16 protein-coding genes are annotated in these 17,107 nt (G+C 40.6%); 7 read left to right on the top strand and 9 right to left on the bottom strand.

From position 1 onward, the window contains the following. Positions 1-102: 102 nt before the first annotated feature. On the top strand, positions 103-1,761 hold the full coding sequence (locus NY014_RS13645; protein ID WP_259415136.1) for an ArnT family glycosyltransferase: 1,659 nt from the start codon (positions 103-105) through the stop codon (positions 1,759-1,761). On the opposite strand, the gene NY014_RS13640 is transcribed toward NY014_RS13645, so the two are convergent. The 7 genes from NY014_RS13640 to NY014_RS13610 form a co-directional block, all read right to left on the bottom strand. Then, positions 1,758-3,263 carry an ArnT family glycosyltransferase gene (locus NY014_RS13640; protein WP_259415135.1) on the bottom strand — a complete coding sequence of 502 codons (1,506 nt, stop codon included), beginning with the start codon at positions 3,261-3,263 and terminating at the stop codon, positions 1,758-1,760. The two genes, NY014_RS13645 and NY014_RS13640, sit on opposite strands and share 4 nt — an antisense overlap. Positions 3,264-3,326: 63 nt before the next feature. Further along, a complete protein-coding gene (gene hpf / locus NY014_RS13635) occupies positions 3,327-3,632 on the bottom strand; it encodes a ribosome hibernation-promoting factor, HPF/YfiA family (RefSeq protein ID WP_135075680.1) in 306 nt (101 codons plus the stop codon). Between the two features lie 36 nt (positions 3,633-3,668). Then, positions 3,669-4,553: a tyrosine-type recombinase/integrase gene (locus tag NY014_RS13630; RefSeq protein WP_259415134.1), complete on the bottom strand. Its 885-nt coding sequence runs from the start codon at positions 4,551-4,553 to the stop codon at positions 3,669-3,671. A gap of 153 nt (positions 4,554-4,706) precedes the next feature. Then, on the bottom strand, positions 4,707-4,901 hold the full coding sequence (rpsU, locus tag NY014_RS13625; RefSeq protein ID WP_259415133.1) for a 30S ribosomal protein S21: 195 nt from the start codon (positions 4,899-4,901) through the stop codon (positions 4,707-4,709). A gap of 208 nt (positions 4,902-5,109) precedes the next feature. After that, positions 5,110-5,355: an ATP synthase F1 subunit epsilon gene (atpC, locus tag NY014_RS13620; RefSeq protein ID WP_259415132.1), complete on the bottom strand. Its 246-nt coding sequence runs from the start codon at positions 5,353-5,355 to the stop codon at positions 5,110-5,112. 77 nt (positions 5,356-5,432) lie between these two features. Further along, entirely contained in the window at positions 5,433-6,935 is a 1,503-nt protein-coding gene (gene atpD / locus NY014_RS13615) for a F0F1 ATP synthase subunit beta (RefSeq protein ID WP_135075692.1), read from the bottom strand. 221 nt (positions 6,936-7,156) lie between these two features. Further along, positions 7,157-7,660 carry a C40 family peptidase gene (locus tag NY014_RS13610; protein WP_259415131.1) on the bottom strand — a complete coding sequence of 168 codons (504 nt, stop codon included), beginning with the start codon at positions 7,658-7,660 and terminating at the stop codon, positions 7,157-7,159. 169 nt (positions 7,661-7,829) lie between these two features. On the opposite strand from NY014_RS13610, the gene NY014_RS13605 reads away from it, so the two are divergent. Both NY014_RS13605 and NY014_RS13600 read left to right on the top strand, forming a co-directional pair. Beyond that, positions 7,830-9,176 carry an MBL fold metallo-hydrolase gene (locus tag NY014_RS13605; protein WP_259415130.1) on the top strand — a complete coding sequence of 449 codons (1,347 nt, stop codon included), beginning with the start codon at positions 7,830-7,832 and terminating at the stop codon, positions 9,174-9,176. A gap of 136 nt (positions 9,177-9,312) precedes the next feature. Further along, positions 9,313-9,552, top strand: coding sequence for a hypothetical protein (locus NY014_RS13600; RefSeq protein ID WP_259415129.1), 240 nt, complete (start codon positions 9,313-9,315; stop codon positions 9,550-9,552). Positions 9,553-9,637: 85 nt separating this feature from the next. Here NY014_RS13600 and NY014_RS13595 read toward each other — a convergent pair whose 3' ends face one another. Then, positions 9,638-11,824, bottom strand: a complete 2,187-nt coding sequence (locus tag NY014_RS13595) for a S9 family peptidase (protein ID WP_259415128.1) — start codon at positions 11,822-11,824, stop codon at positions 9,638-9,640. A 147-nt stretch (positions 11,825-11,971) separates the two neighbouring features. Between NY014_RS13595 and NY014_RS13590 the strand changes: the two genes are divergently transcribed. The 4 genes from NY014_RS13590 (at position 11,972) to NY014_RS13575 (ending at position 16,511) form a co-directional block, all read left to right on the top strand. Then, the gene (locus NY014_RS13590) at positions 11,972-12,535 is read left to right on the top strand and encodes a hypothetical protein (RefSeq protein ID WP_259415127.1); all 564 of its coding nucleotides are present in this window, start codon (positions 11,972-11,974) and stop codon (positions 12,533-12,535) included. Between the two features lie 100 nt (positions 12,536-12,635). Further along, positions 12,636-13,625, top strand: coding sequence for a D-alanine--D-alanine ligase (locus tag NY014_RS13585; protein WP_259415126.1), 990 nt, complete (start codon positions 12,636-12,638; stop codon positions 13,623-13,625). A gap of 369 nt (positions 13,626-13,994) precedes the next feature. After that, positions 13,995-15,158, top strand: coding sequence for an AIR synthase related protein (locus tag NY014_RS13580; protein WP_259415125.1), 1,164 nt, complete (start codon positions 13,995-13,997; stop codon positions 15,156-15,158). Between the two features lie 3 nt (positions 15,159-15,161). Further along, the gene (locus NY014_RS13575; protein ID WP_259415124.1) at positions 15,162-16,511 is read left to right on the top strand and encodes a neutral/alkaline non-lysosomal ceramidase N-terminal domain-containing protein; all 1,350 of its coding nucleotides are present in this window, start codon (positions 15,162-15,164) and stop codon (positions 16,509-16,511) included. Here the strand turns inward: NY014_RS13575 and NY014_RS13570 are convergent. Then, positions 16,489-17,100, bottom strand: coding sequence for a class I SAM-dependent methyltransferase (locus NY014_RS13570; RefSeq protein ID WP_259415123.1), 612 nt, complete (start codon positions 17,098-17,100; stop codon positions 16,489-16,491). The two genes, NY014_RS13575 and NY014_RS13570, sit on opposite strands and share 23 nt — an antisense overlap. Positions 17,101-17,107: the final 7 nt, after the last annotated feature.

Genomic DNA, 17,107 nt, shown 5'->3' with positions numbered 1-17,107 from the left:
AAATTACTCCAAATAAATTCTAAGGACAAAAAACCGTCCTTATACACAAGTCCTACAACATAAAATTTGGCAGGCAGTTCCCAAATCAGATTATCTTTGTGCATGATTTTTTCCAAGTCCACCGAGCTTAAAATCAACCCTTGGATTCTCATGGGGGTATTCTGCGTATTAGTTGGTCCCTTTGCGCTGAATTTCCACATGAATTATCCCGATGAAATGTACTACAGGGATGCCGCGGTAGAAATGCTCCGAAATGGAGACTATCTGACCACTTATCTTGGTAGCGGAGAACTTCGATTTAAAAAACCAATTGTAACCTATTGGGCAGTTTTGGCTGGATTCAAACTCTTTGGCGTGAACGCTTTTGCCTCCCGTATTTTTTTCCTATTAGCCGGAGCAGCCACAATTGGTCTTACCTTTAAGCTTGCCAAAATCCTATTCAAGGAAGAAAAAATAGCCTTCATTTCGGCTTTGATCATGGCTGCGAATCCAGTTTTGATCCTCTCTTCCGGAAGGTCTATCCCTGACATTTTGCTTGTTTGCAGTATGACCCTCAGTGCACTGGGTTTTGCTTCTTATTTGAAAAATGAGGACGGTGTTCCGAGATGGACGCCTTGGGCTTTATTTGGTGGTTTGGCTTTAGCTTTTGAAGTAAAAGGGCTGCCTGCGGCTGCTTTGGGAGGAATCGGAATCATTTACCTGATAGTTAATCCTTGGAAAAAAATCCCTCTAAAATCCCTTTTTCATCTTCCTTCGATTTTGGTGAGCTTGGTTGTAGCGCTGTTTTGGTTTGTAGCCATGTGGATTATTCATGGACCTACTTACCTAGAAAGCTTTTTGGAAGATCAGGTAGGCGAACGGGTAGCCTCTCGAGGGATTTTGATAGTGAAACATGGCCTACAGGCACTTGGACTCATGCTTGCCATGTTTGTCCCATGGGTTTTCTTTACATTCCCCAAATTGAAAACAAACATCCTCAAGGCTTGGAAAGAGAATACTCAATTTTCGGGATTTGCCCTGCTTTGGGCTTTGGCTATTCTGGGGATGGGTTCCTTAACGATCAAATTCTATGAACGCTATTTGTTGCCAGTAGCACCTGTTTTGGCGGTTTATTTGGGATGGATTTTAGTCAAGGGAGAATTTGAAATTCGAAAATTAGGACTGAAAGCAGCTGCTATTTTCTTCTACCTTTTAAATATCATTCTCTTAGCAGCTGGTTTTTATTTGGCACTAAAAGGGCATTTCATTTGGATCCGAATGGCATTGATTGTAGCTGTTTTGGTTTATGTGGGAAAATTGATTTGGAGTAACCAAAAGCTTCCCAAAGCGATTACCTATTCCTATATATTGATATTCCTGAGCTATACGCTCTTCACTTCCTTGATTTCTTTTCCACATCCCGGAAAGCAAATCCAATTGGAACTTCAAGAAATGTATGATCTAGCTCCTTCAGAAATCGGTTTTCGGGGAAACAATCATGTAGCCTCCAAAATTCGAATATCCATCTATCCTAAAACTCGATTGACCAATTTGGATAAAATCAACTGGCGAAATCAATTATCCGAATATGACTACTTGATTTTGGAGGATGAGTTTTATGATTCTCTTGATAGGGAAAATTTTATTGTTCAGAAGCAAACTGTCAACTGGAGTTCGAAAGCTATCCCAGATCTTATTAAAGCTTTTGGCAAGCCTCAATACGACAGCATCTTGAATGCAAGTGGTAAAAAATTCTACTTACTTCGTCCTAATAAGGATTAATAAGAATCCGATTGTATGGGCTCGTATTTTTGGAGATTCTTCCAGAATTGGATTTTAGCAGAACGTAGGTACTCATCTCGAAAATAAATTGGGAATTCTTCCTCATAAATCAGTTGCTGAAAAGTAGTGACCGGATTTGGAGAATCCTCATGAAAACTTACAAAAACACCCGTTTCTTCAAATTCTAAATGGGAATCGATACTTTCCCAAAGGTCAAATTGATTTCTTCTTCCTCCCTTAGCTATTTGAAAAGTTTGCGGATGAGAAGGAAGATAAAATGCAAGCTCAGAGGAAACATGGTAACTCTCGGAGAAATAAAACACATCTTGAATTCCCAAACTATCTTCCAAAAAGGAAATTCTACTTGCTAGTTGGTCATAGCCAGCTAATCGATTAAAAACAGCGATTTCAAGTTTCTCTAACCCAATTTGTCTTTTCAATCCATTTACTTCAGGAAAAAGCAAAAGAACAGGCAGTAAAACTCCTATACCTATCCCCCAATATCCGATTTTGTACCAAATTCCTTCCTGCTTTTCTATAGCGTAAGCCGATGCAATTGCCAAAGTTGAATAGCCAAAGGCCGGCCAATTCACCTGAACGACAGAAAAAAGACTGATAAAGGCGAAGGTCAAAAATGAAATAAAAGCAGGAAGAATTAGAAATAACTGTTTTGAATCAAATATCCGAACCTTACGAGTATATAGAATCCATAAGGGGAACAAAAAAACGGAAGTTATTAACAATTGACCACCTAAAAATTCCAAAAAACCTAAAAGCATTTCTACCAAACTTCTACCTGATCCACCCCCATGAATGCCTCCCAAAGTGGCCAAATGCCTGAATGTTTGAAAGCCATTTCCTGAATTCCAAACCACACTTGGGATTAAACCGATAAGTGAAATAACTACGAATAGGAGGAATTTATTACCATAGCTTTTTATTCTTCCTGCCAAAAAAAGAAACAACCCCAAAGATGGGAGTACTAACACCATAATTGGCTTGGATGCCATTCCTAATAGAGCTGAAACACCCGCAAAAACCCACCATTTCCATTTAGCTTCTTTTAAAGCTTTTGCCAATAAAACCCAGGTCAGCATCCAGAAAAACATGACTTCAGAGTCCGTCATGTGAAATGTGGAAAAAAGGATAAAAAAGGGCATGGAACTGAGAATCAAACTTGCCCAAAATGCCATCCTTTTGGATTGAAAAAGAAAATCGGTGAGGTAAAAAACCAACCAAGCTGTCCCAAGTCCAAGCAATACCGCGTTGATTCGTATTGCCAGTTCGTTTATTCCAAAAACGGAAGTACTCAGAAAATTAAAAACCGCGATTAATGGAGGTTTGGAATAATAATGCCAGGCTAGATTTTGGGACCAAAGCCAATATTGTGCTTCCTCAGTAAATAAATTGATTTCGGGTCGAAGAGTGAACGCTATTTTAAGGGCTATTAGAAGTCCCTGAACCAGCCAAAAAAGGAAAATATAATTTTTAAAAATTCTCATAATTGGATCTTAAGCAAAAAATAAGCCCTTGGTAATCCAAAGGCTTAAAAATGTATTTAGGTTTTATTGCTTAGCCAAGAGGACTTTCTCCTTGTACTTCTTGATTTGTCTACGAAGTCCTTCTACCGCCTCATCGGCAGCAGCTTCAAAAGAGTCACTTTGATTTTTTGCAAAAAACTGCTTTCCAGGAACATTCAACTTGATTTCAACAATTTTATTTTCATTCTTCTCATGCTTGTCCAATCTCATAAAAACTTCGCCGTCAATAATTCGGTCAAAATAGGTGTCTAATTTGTCGGCTTTTTTCTGGATAAAATCAATCAACTTCTGATCTGCGTCGAAGTGGATAGAGTGCATTTGCAGTTTCATAGCTTTTAGCGTTTAGTGGTTGAACAATTTATTTATTTACGCTTTAGGATGTGCCTGTTCAAACACAGCCTTCAGTTTTTCCATAGAATTGTGAGTGTAAATTTGTGTTGCTGCCAGATTGGCGTGCCCCAACAAGTCTTTCACGGCATTTAGGTCAGCACCCTTATTGAGCAGATGGGTAGCAAAGGTATGTCTAAGCACATGGGGACTACGCTTGCTAGTCTGAGCAAAAAGATCCAAATATTTCCTGACTGTACGATATACCATCATTGGATAGCTTTGCTTCCCTGAATTCGTTACGATAAAGTACGGATTTTGACCTGAATTCGGAAACCTTTCCTCAAATACTTTTTTGTATGAAATTATATTTTGAATCAGTCCTTTTGAAAGGGGAATTACCCGTTCTTTCTTTCGTTTTCCGAGCACTCTGACCTGCTCAGAATGAAAATCCACATCGGACCATCTAAGCCCAGTTAGCTCCGAAAGACGAACTCCTGTCAAGTACAAAAACTCCATTAACATCCGGTCCCTTTGTCCTTCAAATCCCTTTTCATAGACATCTTCTTCTAAAACGTCCTGAATGCTCTTTTCCTGTACAAACTCAGGGAGTCTTTTCGGATTTTTTAGAGATTTTAACTTATAGGTAGGGTCTTTTTGGATAGTTCCCTGCCGTAAAAGGAATTTATAATAAGACCTCAGCGTAGCCAATTTTCGGTTGACTGAGGTGGTGCTAAGTCCCTGCTCCACCAAGTCAATAATCCATGCACGGATTTCAGCATGCCCTGCGAATGAAAGCTCATTCTGCTCAAATGACAAGTCCAAAAACTCCTCAAACTGTCTCAAATCCCGTTCATAGGCTTCTACCGTATGGGGACTGCTACGTTTTTCAAATTGGAGGTAATTGATAAAGGACTCAATCATGGGACTTAATTCTTACCTTAAGTTAGACGAAAAATCAGAAATCCCTACATAACATAAGTCACAAAAAAAATCTAAGATCCTATTTGAAAAAGGGCAATAAAAAAACAGCGAGCTTGGGACCCGCTGTTTTGATTCTATTCGAAAACGACTTGATTACTTTTCAGCATCAGACTGAAGGCGTTGCTTGTAAGCCGCTTTGATAACTTGATCTCTTCTCTTAACGGAAGGTTTGGTGAAAGCCTGACGGGCTCTAAGCTCGCGAACCGCACCGGTTTTGTCAAACTTCTTTTTAAAACGCTTTAGCGCTTTCTCGATGGATTCGTTTTCTTTTACGTTTACTATGATCATATGTGTACACCCCCTTTCGTGGGGCAAAGGTAGAATAAATAATTGGAAATCTGAAAGATTGGAAGATTATAAAATTTGAATCAAGCAAAACTAAAAATGACCGGATTCATATAAGCTGATTTTTTAGCCCTATTTCAAGCGAAAATCACACAAAAAAAGTCCAACTCGTTCGAGTTGGACTTTCATTTATTAAATATTGGTAATTGAATTAGCCTACTACTTTTTCAGCCAACACAACAATCATGTTGTTCTTTACTTCTACCACTCCGCCATCTACTATCATAGATTGCTTTCCTTCTTTTGTGGTAAAGGAAACCGTCCCTTTTGCCAAAGCAGAAACAATCGGAGCGTGATTATTCAACACCTGAAATGCACCAGAAGCACCTGGAAAAGAAGCTTCTGACACTTCCCCCTGAAATACTTTTTTATCCGGTGTAACGATTTCTAATTTCATGTTTTTCTAGTTATTGAGTAAATAGTTATTGAGTTAAAAGTGAGATTGCCACACTTAATACCCAGTAACTAATTTTCTTACTTCACTTCAGCAAGCATCTTCTCACCCTTAGCGATCGCATCTTCGATGCTACCTACCAGGTTGAAAGCTGCTTCAGGTAGGTGATCCAATTCACCATCCATGATCATGTTGAAGCCTTTGATAGTATCTTTAATGTCTACCAACACTCCTTTAAGACCTGTAAATTGCTCTGCTACGTGGAATGGCTGAGACAAGAATCGCTGAACACGACGAGCTCTGTGAACGACTTGCTTATCTTCTTCAGAAAGTTCTTCCATACCCAAGATCGCGATGATATCCTGCAATTCTTTGTATCGCTGAAGAATCTCCTTCACACGCTGTGCACATCCGTAATGCTCTTCTCCCAAAATATCTGGAGAAAGAATTCGAGAAGTAGAATCCAAAGGATCCACCGCTGGATAAATACCCAATTCGGCAATCTTTCGAGACAATACGGTAGTAGCATCCAAGTGGGCGAAAGTAGTCGCTGGAGCCGGGTCAGTCAAGTCGTCCGCAGGTACGTAAACCGCCTGTACGGAAGTGATGGATCCGTTCTTGGTAGAAGTGATTCGCTCTTGCATGGCACCCATTTCAGTTGCCAAAGTAGGCTGATAACCTACCGCTGATGGCATACGTCCCAAAAGTGCGGACACCTCAGAACCTGCCTGCGTGAATCGGAAGATGTTATCGATAAAGAATAGGATATCCTTACCAGCACCTTCTCCATCACCATCTCGGTAATATTCTGCCAAAGTCAAACCAGTCAAAGCCACTCGCGCACGAGCACCTGGAGGTTCGTTCATCTGACCAAATACGAAGGTTGCTTTAGAATCCTCCAATTTCTTCATATCAACTTTGGAAAGATCCCATCCACCTTGCTCTTCCAAGGTATGAACGAAGTCTTCACCGTAAGTCACGATACCAGACTCGATCATTTCACGAAGCAAGTCATTTCCTTCACGGGTTCTTTCGCCTACACCGGCAAATACTGACAAACCAGAGTAAGCCTTCGCGATGTTGTTGATCAATTCCTGGATCAATACGGTTTTACCTACACCGGCACCACCGAAAAGACCAATCTTACCACCTTTTGCATAAGGCTCGATCAAGTCAATTACTTTGATACCTGTATATAATACCTCAGTAGAGGTTGAAAGATCTTCAAACTTAGGAGCAGATCTGTGGATTGGAAGACGCTTTCCTGCAGGAACCTGAGGAAGACCGTCAATTGCTTCACCTACCACATTGAAAAGACGACCTTTGATCGCATCACCGGTAGGAACAGAGATAGGTTGACCCATATCTTTTACGTCCATGCCACGAACCATCCCTTCAGATGAGTCCATCGCAATTGTTCTTACCCGGTCTTCACCAAGGTGTTGCTGAACCTCCAAAACGACTGTTTGGCCGTTTTCTTTGGTCACTTCCAATGCGTCAAGGATGTTTGGCAGCTTACCGCCTTCGAAGGAAACGTCCACTACGGGTCCGATTACCTGCGTTATCTTTCCAATATTTGCCATTTGATTGAATGAAATGTAAAAAGGATGTGCTTTTTGAATTTGTGCGCAAAATTAATCAATAAAGCCTAATACCAAAGGATATTTGGAAAATTAATCCATTCAATTTCAAAGACCTGTTGGCTTTCGCACTTTGTTCCTCGCTTTAAAATTTCCTTTCTTTTCAAATTCCTTTTCCAGAAAAGATTTTGGGGAGGTTTTTATATCATGTATTCAAAAATTCGTCACTCCAAAACCCTTCTTGCAAACAAAAAGGCCTTGTCCCAATAGCGATTACTCAGGTAATCTTCTGTCACGCCCAGGGATGTTGATGCATGGATAAAACGAATATCACCTTTCTTTACCTCAGTGACTATTCCCGCATGGGTCACCCGATTCCGCCGTTTACTTGTAGCAAAAAATAGCATGTCGCCAGGTTTCAAATCCCGAACTGAAACTTTCTTCCCCTCCTTTGCCTGATCGGCTGACATACGAGGAAGATTTATCCCAACCGCATAATAAGAATGAAAGATTAAAGCAGAGCAATCAATTCCTGCCCGACCAGTACCTCCATACTTATACGGTGTCCCATAATAGGACTTGGCAGTTTGAATGACCGTAAAAACGGGATCCTCCTTTGATAGTTTAGATGACTTGCAGGAGAAAAAAACTAATCCTGAAATGAGCAAAAACCAAGCAAAAAGCTTTTTAGAATACTTTTGAGATAAGTAGGTATTTTGCTTGCTCATACAATCAATTTTAATAACTAACCGTTTCTGATGCAACTAAATTGCTCCAAAAAACATTTATAATCCATCAGTCGTCTGACTGTCTTTTGGTTACGTGACATGCGTCACCGAAACTGACTTTTGTCAGGTTTTAACTTTGTGCTATCAAATTCGAAAAACCATATAGAAAATGAATATCCAACAATTTTATGACGAAGGCTTGGCACATGCCAGCTATGCAATCTTAAGTGAAGGAAAAGTAGCCTTGGTTGACCCAGGGAGAAATCCTCGACAGTATTATGATTTTGCAGAAGCAAACAATGCACAAATCGTTGCAGTCATTGAAACTCACCCACACGCGGATTTCGTGAGTTCTCACTTGGAATTCCATCAAAATGAAGGAGCAAGTATTTATGTTTCCAAACTAGTAGGTGCAGAATATCCACACACTGGGTTTGACGAGGGAGATTCTTTTCAAATGGGAAAAGTATCTTTCCATTCATTGCATACACCAGGTCACTCCCCTGATTCTATCAGCATTTTGTTGAAAGATGAAAATGGAAAAGACTATGCGCTATTCTCCGGTGACACCTTATTTATTGGTGATGTGGGTCGTCCTGATTTGCGTGAAAAAGCTGGAAACATGAAGGCTCAACGTGAAGAATTGGCGAAAATGATGTATCACACTGTACAGGATAAATTGAAGCCGTTGGCAGACGATGTGATCGTTTACCCGGCTCACGGCGCAGGTTCACTTTGTGGCAAAAACCTAAGCGATGCCCGTCAATCTACTATCGGTGAGCAGCGTGCTACTAACTGGGCTTTTGGAGATTTAGATGAACAAACATTTGTAAGTTCCCTATTGGAAGGACAGCCATACATTCCAAAATACTTCGGATATGATGTGGATATGAACAAAAAAGGTGCTCCGGCTTATCAGCGTTCCATTTCTCGAGTGAGCATTTGGCCGGAAGGATCTAACATTCCTGCTGGTGCTTTGGTAATCGATACCCGTGAGCAGGACAAATTCCGCGCAGGTCATATCCCGGGCGCCATCAACATTATGAATGGCGGAAAATTTGAAACTTGGTTGGGATCTATCGTAGGTCCTGAAGAGCATTTCTTCCTAGTTGCAGATTCTGCTGCCGAACTTGAAATCCTAATCTTCAAAGCTGCGAAAATTGGATACGAGCAATTGATTAAAGGTGCTGTGGTGAATCCAGCTGGAATGACTGAAACAGAAAGCACTTTTGATGTTGAAGCATTCAAAGCTAATCCAGATGCCTTCACAATCGTGGATATCCGAAGCGCAGATGAGCACAAAAACACTCCGATCTTCGAAGAAAGCATCAATATTCCTTTGCATGAATTGCGCGAAAGAGCTGGAGAAATTCCTGCTGACAAGCCAGTGGTAGTTCATTGTGCAGGAGGGTACAGATCAGCTGCAGGTTCCAGCATCGTTTCTGGTGCTTTGAAAGGAGCCGAGGTGCTTGATTTCAGCGAAGCAATTAAAGATTTCCAAGAAGTTGTTCACTAAGCGAATGGCGAAAGTTGATTAATCACCTAAAGTCCCTGAAGAATTTCAGGGACTTTTTTATTGCTCATTAGTTAAAAAAATTGGAATAGGCCGAAGCATTTTCAGTAATTTGGAGTCTTAGACGGAATCGAAAAAAATGAGTAGGGAGGAATTTAGGAACATGCCTTTACACCAAAAGATTAAAACCCTTTACCTAGAGGGGACTTTTGTGGTGGCTATTCGCTACTATCGGCATAAGATCAATCTTTACTTATTGGAAAATGAATACGTGGAAGTCTTCTACAATCATAAGGAAGACAAAATTGATAAAATAGATTTTTTGCCTCGAGATCATAGCCGGATGAAGTTCTACTTGGATCAAATCAAATTGGCATAATTGCTCGCAAAGTCGCAACGCCGCAAAGTGTTTTCCAAAAAAAACCGCAGAATCTACGTCCTGCGGTTTTTTTAAAATTTATTCTTTACAGCTTTCGCTTTAAGAAATCAGTCATTTGCGTGTATAAATGCCAAGTGGTATTTCCTCCATATATCCCATGATTTCGATTAGGATAATAGAAGGTCTCAAACTGTTTATCCGCCGCAATTAATGCATTTACCAGGTCGACTGTATTTTGAAAGTGCACATTATCGTCTCCTGTTCCATGAATCAACAAGAAATTTCCTTTCAGTTTATTGACATGTGTAATTGGACTGTTATTGTCATAACCCGCAGGATTCAACTGAGGAGTTTGTAGATATCGCTCTGTATAGATCGTATCATAATATCTCCAGGTAGTCACCGGTGCCACAGCAATGGCTGTTTTGAATACATCATTACCAATCATCAGCGCCAGAGAAGACATATATCCTCCATAGGACCAACCCCAGATTCCGATTCGGTTGGCATCTACATAAGGTTGCTTCGCAAAGTATTTAGCGCCTTCGATTTGGTCAATGGTTTCCAGTTTTCCAAGATTGGCATAAGTAGCATGCTTGAAATCACGTCCACGTGCTCCTGTCCCTCTATTGTCCACACAGGCAACGATATACCCTTCTGCTACCAAAGCTTGATGCCAGAAATCTCGGGTTCCTCCCCAGGAATTCCGTACATTTTGAGAACCTGGTCCTCCGTAGACATACATCAAAACCGGATATTTCTTGTTTGGATCAAAATCAGCAGGCTTGATCACATAGCCGTTCAATTCTGTTCCATCAACTGTTGGGAAAGAGAAAAACTCCTTTTTCCCTAAAGCAAAACTTTTCAAACGCTCCTGCAATTCTGCATTATCTTCCAACACTTTGATATCCTTGCCCGAAGCATCCTTCAAAGTCACTACAACGGGAGAATCAGCTGTCGAATAATAATCGATGAAAAAGCGATGATCAGGACTCATATTAATAGTATGAGAACCTTTCATCGGAGTCAATGCCTTTTTGTTTTTGCCTGAAAGGTCAATCACATAAAAATTCCGCTCCAGAGGAGATGCTTCTGCAGACACGAAGTAAACCTTCTTTGCCTTTTCATCTACTCCCACCAATTCAGATACTTCCCAAGGACCGGAAGTCACCTGTCGAATCAAGCTTCCATCCATCGCATGATGATAAATATGCTTGAACCCATCCTGCTCAGAAGTTCGGATAAAGCTCTTTCCATCACTTAAATACTGAAGATTATCATTGAAGTTGAGGTCCACATAGGTATCTGACTTTTCAGATAAAATCAACTTGCTTTCACCGGTTGTAGCATTAGCATGAAACAGGTCCAACTGATTTTGAAGCCGATTGAGACGAATGAATGCTAATTGATTAGGGTCTTGAGTCCAGTAAATTCTTGGCAAGTAAATATCTGTTTCTGAGCCCGAATCCATTTTTGCGGTTTGGCCAGATGTCAAATCGTATACATGAATACTTACTTCAGAATTTTTCTCTCCCGCTTTTGGGTATTTAAAGCGGTAATCTTCGGGATATAGTTTACCCCAAAGCTGCATATTGAATTCAGGGACTTCGGTTTCATCGAATCGAATAAAGGCGATTTTCTTTCCGTCAGGAGACCATTTAAATGCTTGAGCCATGGAAAATTCCTCCTCGTACACCCAATCAGCCGATCCATTGATGATTTTATTCCATTCTCCATCAGTAGTGATTTGAGTCAGCTTATTCGTAGCCAATTCGATCATATAAAGGTTGTTATCCTTTACGAATGCGACCTTATCATTATCTGGAGAAAGGGTAGCATAGGAGATTTTCTCACCATTCATCAGCTGTTGTTTTTCTCCAGTAGCTAAATCAACCACATAAAAAACACCCTTACTAGATCGGCGATAAATGGACTCCACATCGGTTGCAATCAGTGCCTTGGATTCATCTGCATTGAAGGAATAAGAAGTGAAATTGACACCCAAGGTTCTTCCGTCAAGCAACACTTCCTCTTCTTCTCCTGTCGCCAAATTAATTTTAACTACGGCGGGAAAACCAGCTCGATTCACGAGGGAACTGTAGTATTGTCCGTCTTTCATCCAATTGATTCCATAGACAGACTTTTGGGAAAATGTACCTTTTTTGAAGACATCTTCAAGCGTCACTTTTTTTAAGGCTTGAGCCTGAAGTCCTGCTGTAGCCAAGACAAAGATCAAAAGAAGCAAACTGCCTTTTTTCAAGCTTTCAATCATATTCAAAGTATTTTTTGGGTGTATAGATCGGTAGTAGTCGGCGAATATAATAAATTCAGACTGTATCACCCTCCAAGGGCTCTGAGCCCCTTGGAGGGTTTTTTAGTTGAGTGAAGTTGATTATTTTAATGAATAAAATCTGAGAGAATGCCTCGTCCATTGACAAAGTTTGAGTCCGGTAAGTATTACCATGTTTGGACTCATGCAATTGATAAAGAGAATCTATTTAGAGAAAAGGAGAATTATTATTTCTTCTTAAAAAAATACGAAATACATATTTCTCCAATTGCTAAGACTTTTGCTTACTGCTTAATGCCGAATCATTTTCATTTTATGATTCAAATTCGCGAGAACTTTTTGAGAGAACCTAGCAAGTCATTTTCAAACTTATTAAACTCATATGCCCAAGCATTTAATAAAATGTATAACAGAAAGGGTAATTTATTCAACTCAAACATAAAACGGAGAGAAATCAAAGAAGACGCCTATTTCAGTAGGTGCATTACCTATATCCATCAAAACCCTACTCATCATGGATTTATCAAAGATTTTGAAAAATGGGAATTCAGCTCTTGGAATGCATTTATGTCTTCAAAACCGACAAAAATTGAAAAAAATGCAGTCTTGGAATGGTTTGGAGGTCTAACTGGATTTCAAAAGGACCATCAGAAATTCTTTGGTTCTGAGGAGGAATTATTATTCGGAATATAAACTTCAACTCTCCGAGGGATTTTGAAACCCTCGGAGAGTAATAAAAGCTTGGAGCATCGATAGATTTTAACATACTTTGTTGAAGAAATTTTTCCCCACAATGAAGAAAAAAATTGCCTTGGTTACTGGAGGATTCACAGGTGAATCTGTCATTTCCCTGAAAAGTGCCGCAGTCGTAGAAAAAACCATAGACCGAGATCTTTATGACGTCTATAAAATCCTGATTTATCCAGGCAATTGGTATTTTGAATCAGTTTCAGGGGAAAAAATCCCGGTTGACCTAAATGATTTCAGTATCCAAATCGCTGAGAAAAAAATCACTTTTGATGGAGTTTTTAATATTCTTCATGGTTCACCGGGGGAAGACGGAAAACTTGCTGGATACTTCGACATGCTTGGCATCCCTTACACCACTTGCGATCAATTGACTTCAGCTATCACCATGAACAAAGGCTACACCAAGGCAATCGTGGCTGATGTCCCTGAATTGAATATCGCGAAATCCATCCAGCTTTTTGAAAACTCTGGGCAAAATAGAAAGCGGATTGAATCCGAATTAAAACTCCCAATCTTCATCAAACCCAACAATGGTGGAAGCTCCATCGGGATGAGCAAAGTCAAAACTTGGGAGGAATTACCAGAAGCGCTAGATAAGGCATTTGCTGAGGACAAACAGGTTTTGGTAGAGGAATTTGTTTCAGGAAGGGAATTTTCCATCGGTGTTTTCCGAGGGAAGGGTGAAATCACGGTTCTACCCGCCACTGAAATCGTAAGCAGTAAGGATTTTTTTGACTTCGAGGCAAAATACACGGCAGGAGTGACTGAAGAAATCACTCCGGGTCGAATGAATGAGGAAGAAGTGGCTCGTGTAGCAAGAATTGTCGAAAAGGTATATGAAAAGTTAAACTGTAAGGGTGCCGTTCGGATTGATTATTTCTTAGAGCATGAAACAGGCAAGTTTTTCTTTATCGAAATCAATACCGTTCCAGGTCAAACCGAAACCAGCCTTATTTCCCAGCAAGTTCGGGCAATAGGAATGGATGTAAAAGACTTCTATACCCAATTGATTGAGGAGATGTTTGAAGGATAAGTATTCTCTTAGAATATCTTCTCGCAAAGACGCAGCGGCGCAAAGAATTCTAAAAATAGAATTCCTAGAAGTAAGTTTTATTTGGCCATCTAGCCATTTATCTCCAAAAAAATGAAAGCCCATTTTGTGAAGTTAAGCCGGAGCTATCTTGCCGGAGGCATATCTCCACGAGCAAAGCGAGTGCTATCTTGTGAGGCACGACCGAACATAAGTTACTGGATATTTCACGAGCATTGCGAATGCTATTTCAATCGCATTTCGCCGAAGGCATATTCGCTCGACGAAGGAGAGCATATTTCCCTAATATTTCCTTCCCCAATGAATTGGAATCTGTAACTTTGTCCTTTGGTAACCAATCCCAAAAACCACATGAACGAGCGCTATATGAAGCGCGGTGTCTCCGCCTCCAAAGAAGACGTGCATCAGGCCATCGCAAATCTTGACAAAGGCCTTTTCCCAAAAGCATTTTGTAAAATCGTTGAAGACACACTCGGAAATGACCCTGACTTCTGCAACATCATGCATGCGGATGGAGCGGGTACCAAATCCTCACTCGCTTATCTTTATTGGAAAGAGACTGGGGATTTAAGCGTTTGGAAAGGGATTGCTCAAGACGCCATCATCATGAATATTGATGATCTTCTTTGCGTTGGAGCCATCAATAATATATTGGTTTCCTCCACTATCGGAAGAAATAAAAACCTCATACCAGGCGAAGTAATTTCAGCCATTATTCAAGGCACAGAAGAAGTGTTGCAAATGCTTCGGGATAATGGAGTGAATGCTATCCTTACCGGAGGAGAAACTGCCGATGTGGGAGATTTGGTGCGCACGGTGATTGTAGATAGCACGGTAACTTGCCGAATGCCTCGAGCGGAAGTAATCTCCAATGACAAAATCCAAGCAGGTGATGTAATTGTAGGCTTATCCTCTTTCGGAAAGGCAAATTATGAAACCGAATATAATGGAGGAATGGGAAGCAATGGACTAACTTCAGCCAGACATGATGTTTTCCACAAAATCCTAAAGACAAAATATCCGGAATCCTTTGATCCGGCAGTACCTGATGACTTGGTTTATACCGGAAAATACAACTTGACTGATCCTGCTCCAGGAGCTCCGGTGGATATGGGTAAATTGGTACTGTCTCCTACTCGGACCTACGCCCCTATCATGGTAGATGTATTAAATTACCTTCGTCCTCATATTCATGGGTTGGTTCACTGCTCAGGAGGTGCACAAACCAAGGTTTTGCATTTCGTAGACAATCTCCATATCATCAAGGATGATTTGTTTGAAACGCCGCCACTTTTCCGAATCATTCAGGAAGAAAGTGGTACGGATTGGAAAGAAATGTACAAGGTATTCAATATGGGTCACCGAATGGAAATTTACCTCGATGAGCGCTATGCTGAGGAAATCATCGATATTGCCGAATCCTATGGCGTTGAGGGAAAAATCGTTGGTCGGGTAGAACCTATGGAAGGAAAAAAGGTGACTATTCAAAGTCCTTACGGAACATTCGAGTATTAATTCATGGCTGGAAAAACTGCATTGAAAAAATTTGGAAAGGTCCTACTAGGGATCTTTCTTTTTTTTGTGTTTTTGGCAGTTGTGACCATCACTCGGGTAGACCGAAGCCCAATAGAAGAGCAGGATTTTTATCAGGAAACATTCCAAAATCTAGAAAACTTACCTTCCCAAAAAAGCCAAGGAGAACATTGGTTGGCAGGCTGGGGAAAAGCAAATATGACTCCTTCCCAACCAGTAGATTTGGTAGGCTATGCTCCTCGGGGTCCTTATGAATTTGTGCAAGACAGCAGTTTCGTCAAAACGATACTCCTGAGCAATGGTAAAAACCAAATCGCATGGCTAAGCTATGAGTTGCTGATTGTCCATCCATTTTTAGCAGAAAAAGTAGAAGAAGCCATTAATTCCACTTTTCCAGAAATCAACAAAGTTATTTTCACGGCCACTCACACCCATTCCGCCATGGGAGGTTACATGCCAGGTCCATTAGGGAATTTGGCTTTTGGAGGGTTTCAGGATGAAATCGTCCAACTCATTGCCGATCAAAGTATCCAAGCTTTGGAATTGGCGAGATCAAGTATGGATACGGTGGCTATCAATTTCCGAAAAGCCGATGCCGGAGAATTGATTGCCAATCGCTTTGTAAAAGACGGACCCACCGATCCCTTTGTCCGCCAATTGATTTTTACTAAAAAGTCTGGCCAAAAAGCCACACTACTTACCTACTCAGCCCATGCTACCTGTCTAAGTTCAAAATTTATGGGGCTTTCGGGTGATTACCCTTTTTACCTGATGCAGACTATGGAAAACAAAGGTTTTGATTTTGCTCTTTTTGCTTCCGGCACGGTCGGTTCCCACAAACCGATTCCTAACGGGAATCAACCAGAAGATATTTTGCGATACGCACAGGAATTGGATTCCATCAATCAGCTAAAAATGAGTCGCTATGCGACGATCAAAAATGCAGGTTTGGAATGGTGGCGTTTGGATTTAAAATTGAGAGAGCCCCACTTACGAATTGCAGATAATTGGCGAATCCGGCCTTGGCTGTTTGATGAACTAGTTGGAGACACAAATCCCCATTTGGATATTTTGCAATTAGGCAACACTCTTTTCATTGCTTCCAGCGGGGAAATCTCAGGAGTTTTTTATGAAAAGTGGGAAAAGCAGGCCAATGCTGCCGGGCTCAATCTTATCATCACCACCTTCAATGGAGGCTATATCGGTTACATTACGCCCGACAGTTTATATGACGAGCATTTTCACGAAGTGCGGGAAATGAATTGGTATGGACCCGGAAATGGACAATATTTTGATGATTTGATCAGTCGAATTATTGAGAAGGCCGCTCTTTAGAGACTTCCCAAATCTGACTTCGAATCCAGCCATTTCTCCATTTTTTTTCTTCAACTAGTTCAAAGCCAAAATCTCTGAACCATTGCTCATAATTAGGCAGGTTACTACGAGGATGGCTTGCTGTGAACTTGAAAAACCATATCATGAGCTTAGTAATGATTTTTTGACAGAAATTTTTGGTTTGAAAAAATTCTGATAAAATCAATTTCCCCTCGGGTTTAAGTTGCTTCTTTATTTTCCCAAGCAGCTCATTTATGTCAGAATCGCTCATGGTATCCAAGACAAAAGGCAGCAATACCCAATCGAAAGTAGTCGTGGAGGAAAATGAACCCAGATGAAAACTCAAAGGACTATCCTGAAGGTTCATCTTTGCTTTTTCTAACATTGCATTGGAAAGCTCCCAATATTCTCCCCTCCAGGTCTTGGCAAAATCCACATAATCCAATCCATCTCCTCCTCCTATTATGAGAATATTTCCCTTCAAGTCCGCTGAGAGGAACTGTCGATTTGCATTAAAAAGTTGATTTCCAAAAATCAATCGTGAAAGCGGTCTATACCATGATGCTACCCATCGAAATTGGTCTTTCATTACCTTC

Origin of the sequence: Algoriphagus limi (assembly GCF_024919275.1) — a bacterium.
Taxonomy (GTDB): Bacteria; Bacteroidota; Bacteroidia; order Cytophagales; family Cyclobacteriaceae; genus Algoriphagus; species Algoriphagus limi.
This window is presented reverse-complemented; position numbering and strand designations above follow the sequence as displayed.

What these genes read in the sequence shown, in the direction of transcription:
- NY014_RS13585 (WP_259415126.1), top strand. Translation starts at nt 12,636, where the DNA reads ATGAAGAAAAAAATTGCCTTGGTTACTGGAGGATTCACAGGTGAATCT.
- rpsU (WP_259415133.1), bottom strand. Translation starts at nt 4,901, where the DNA reads ATGATCATAGTAAACGTAAAAGAAAACGAATCCATCGAGAAAGCGCTA.
- NY014_RS13575 (WP_259415124.1), top strand. Translation starts at nt 15,162, where the DNA reads ATGGCTGGAAAAACTGCATTGAAAAAATTTGGAAAGGTCCTACTAGGG.
- NY014_RS13605 (WP_259415130.1), top strand. Translation starts at nt 7,830, where the DNA reads ATGAATATCCAACAATTTTATGACGAAGGCTTGGCACATGCCAGCTAT.
- NY014_RS13600 (WP_259415129.1), top strand. Translation starts at nt 9,313, where the DNA reads ATGAGTAGGGAGGAATTTAGGAACATGCCTTTACACCAAAAGATTAAA.
- NY014_RS13640 (WP_259415135.1), bottom strand. Translation starts at nt 3,263, where the DNA reads ATGAGAATTTTTAAAAATTATATTTTCCTTTTTTGGCTGGTTCAGGGA.
- NY014_RS13590 (WP_259415127.1), top strand. Translation starts at nt 11,972, where the DNA reads ATGCCTCGTCCATTGACAAAGTTTGAGTCCGGTAAGTATTACCATGTT.
- NY014_RS13570 (WP_259415123.1), bottom strand. Translation starts at nt 17,100, where the DNA reads ATGAAAGACCAATTTCGATGGGTAGCATCATGGTATAGACCGCTTTCA.
- atpC (WP_259415132.1), bottom strand. Translation starts at nt 5,355, where the DNA reads ATGAAATTAGAAATCGTTACACCGGATAAAAAAGTATTTCAGGGGGAA.
- NY014_RS13630 (WP_259415134.1), bottom strand. Translation starts at nt 4,553, where the DNA reads ATGATTGAGTCCTTTATCAATTACCTCCAATTTGAAAAACGTAGCAGT.
- atpD (WP_135075692.1), bottom strand. Translation starts at nt 6,935, where the DNA reads ATGGCAAATATTGGAAAGATAACGCAGGTAATCGGACCCGTAGTGGAC.
- NY014_RS13610 (WP_259415131.1), bottom strand. Translation starts at nt 7,660, where the DNA reads ATGAGCAAGCAAAATACCTACTTATCTCAAAAGTATTCTAAAAAGCTT.
- hpf (WP_135075680.1), bottom strand. Translation starts at nt 3,632, where the DNA reads ATGAAACTGCAAATGCACTCTATCCACTTCGACGCAGATCAGAAGTTG.
- NY014_RS13580 (WP_259415125.1), top strand. Translation starts at nt 13,995, where the DNA reads ATGAACGAGCGCTATATGAAGCGCGGTGTCTCCGCCTCCAAAGAAGAC.
- NY014_RS13595 (WP_259415128.1), bottom strand. Translation starts at nt 11,824, where the DNA reads ATGATTGAAAGCTTGAAAAAAGGCAGTTTGCTTCTTTTGATCTTTGTC.
- NY014_RS13645 (WP_259415136.1), top strand. Translation starts at nt 103, where the DNA reads ATGATTTTTTCCAAGTCCACCGAGCTTAAAATCAACCCTTGGATTCTC.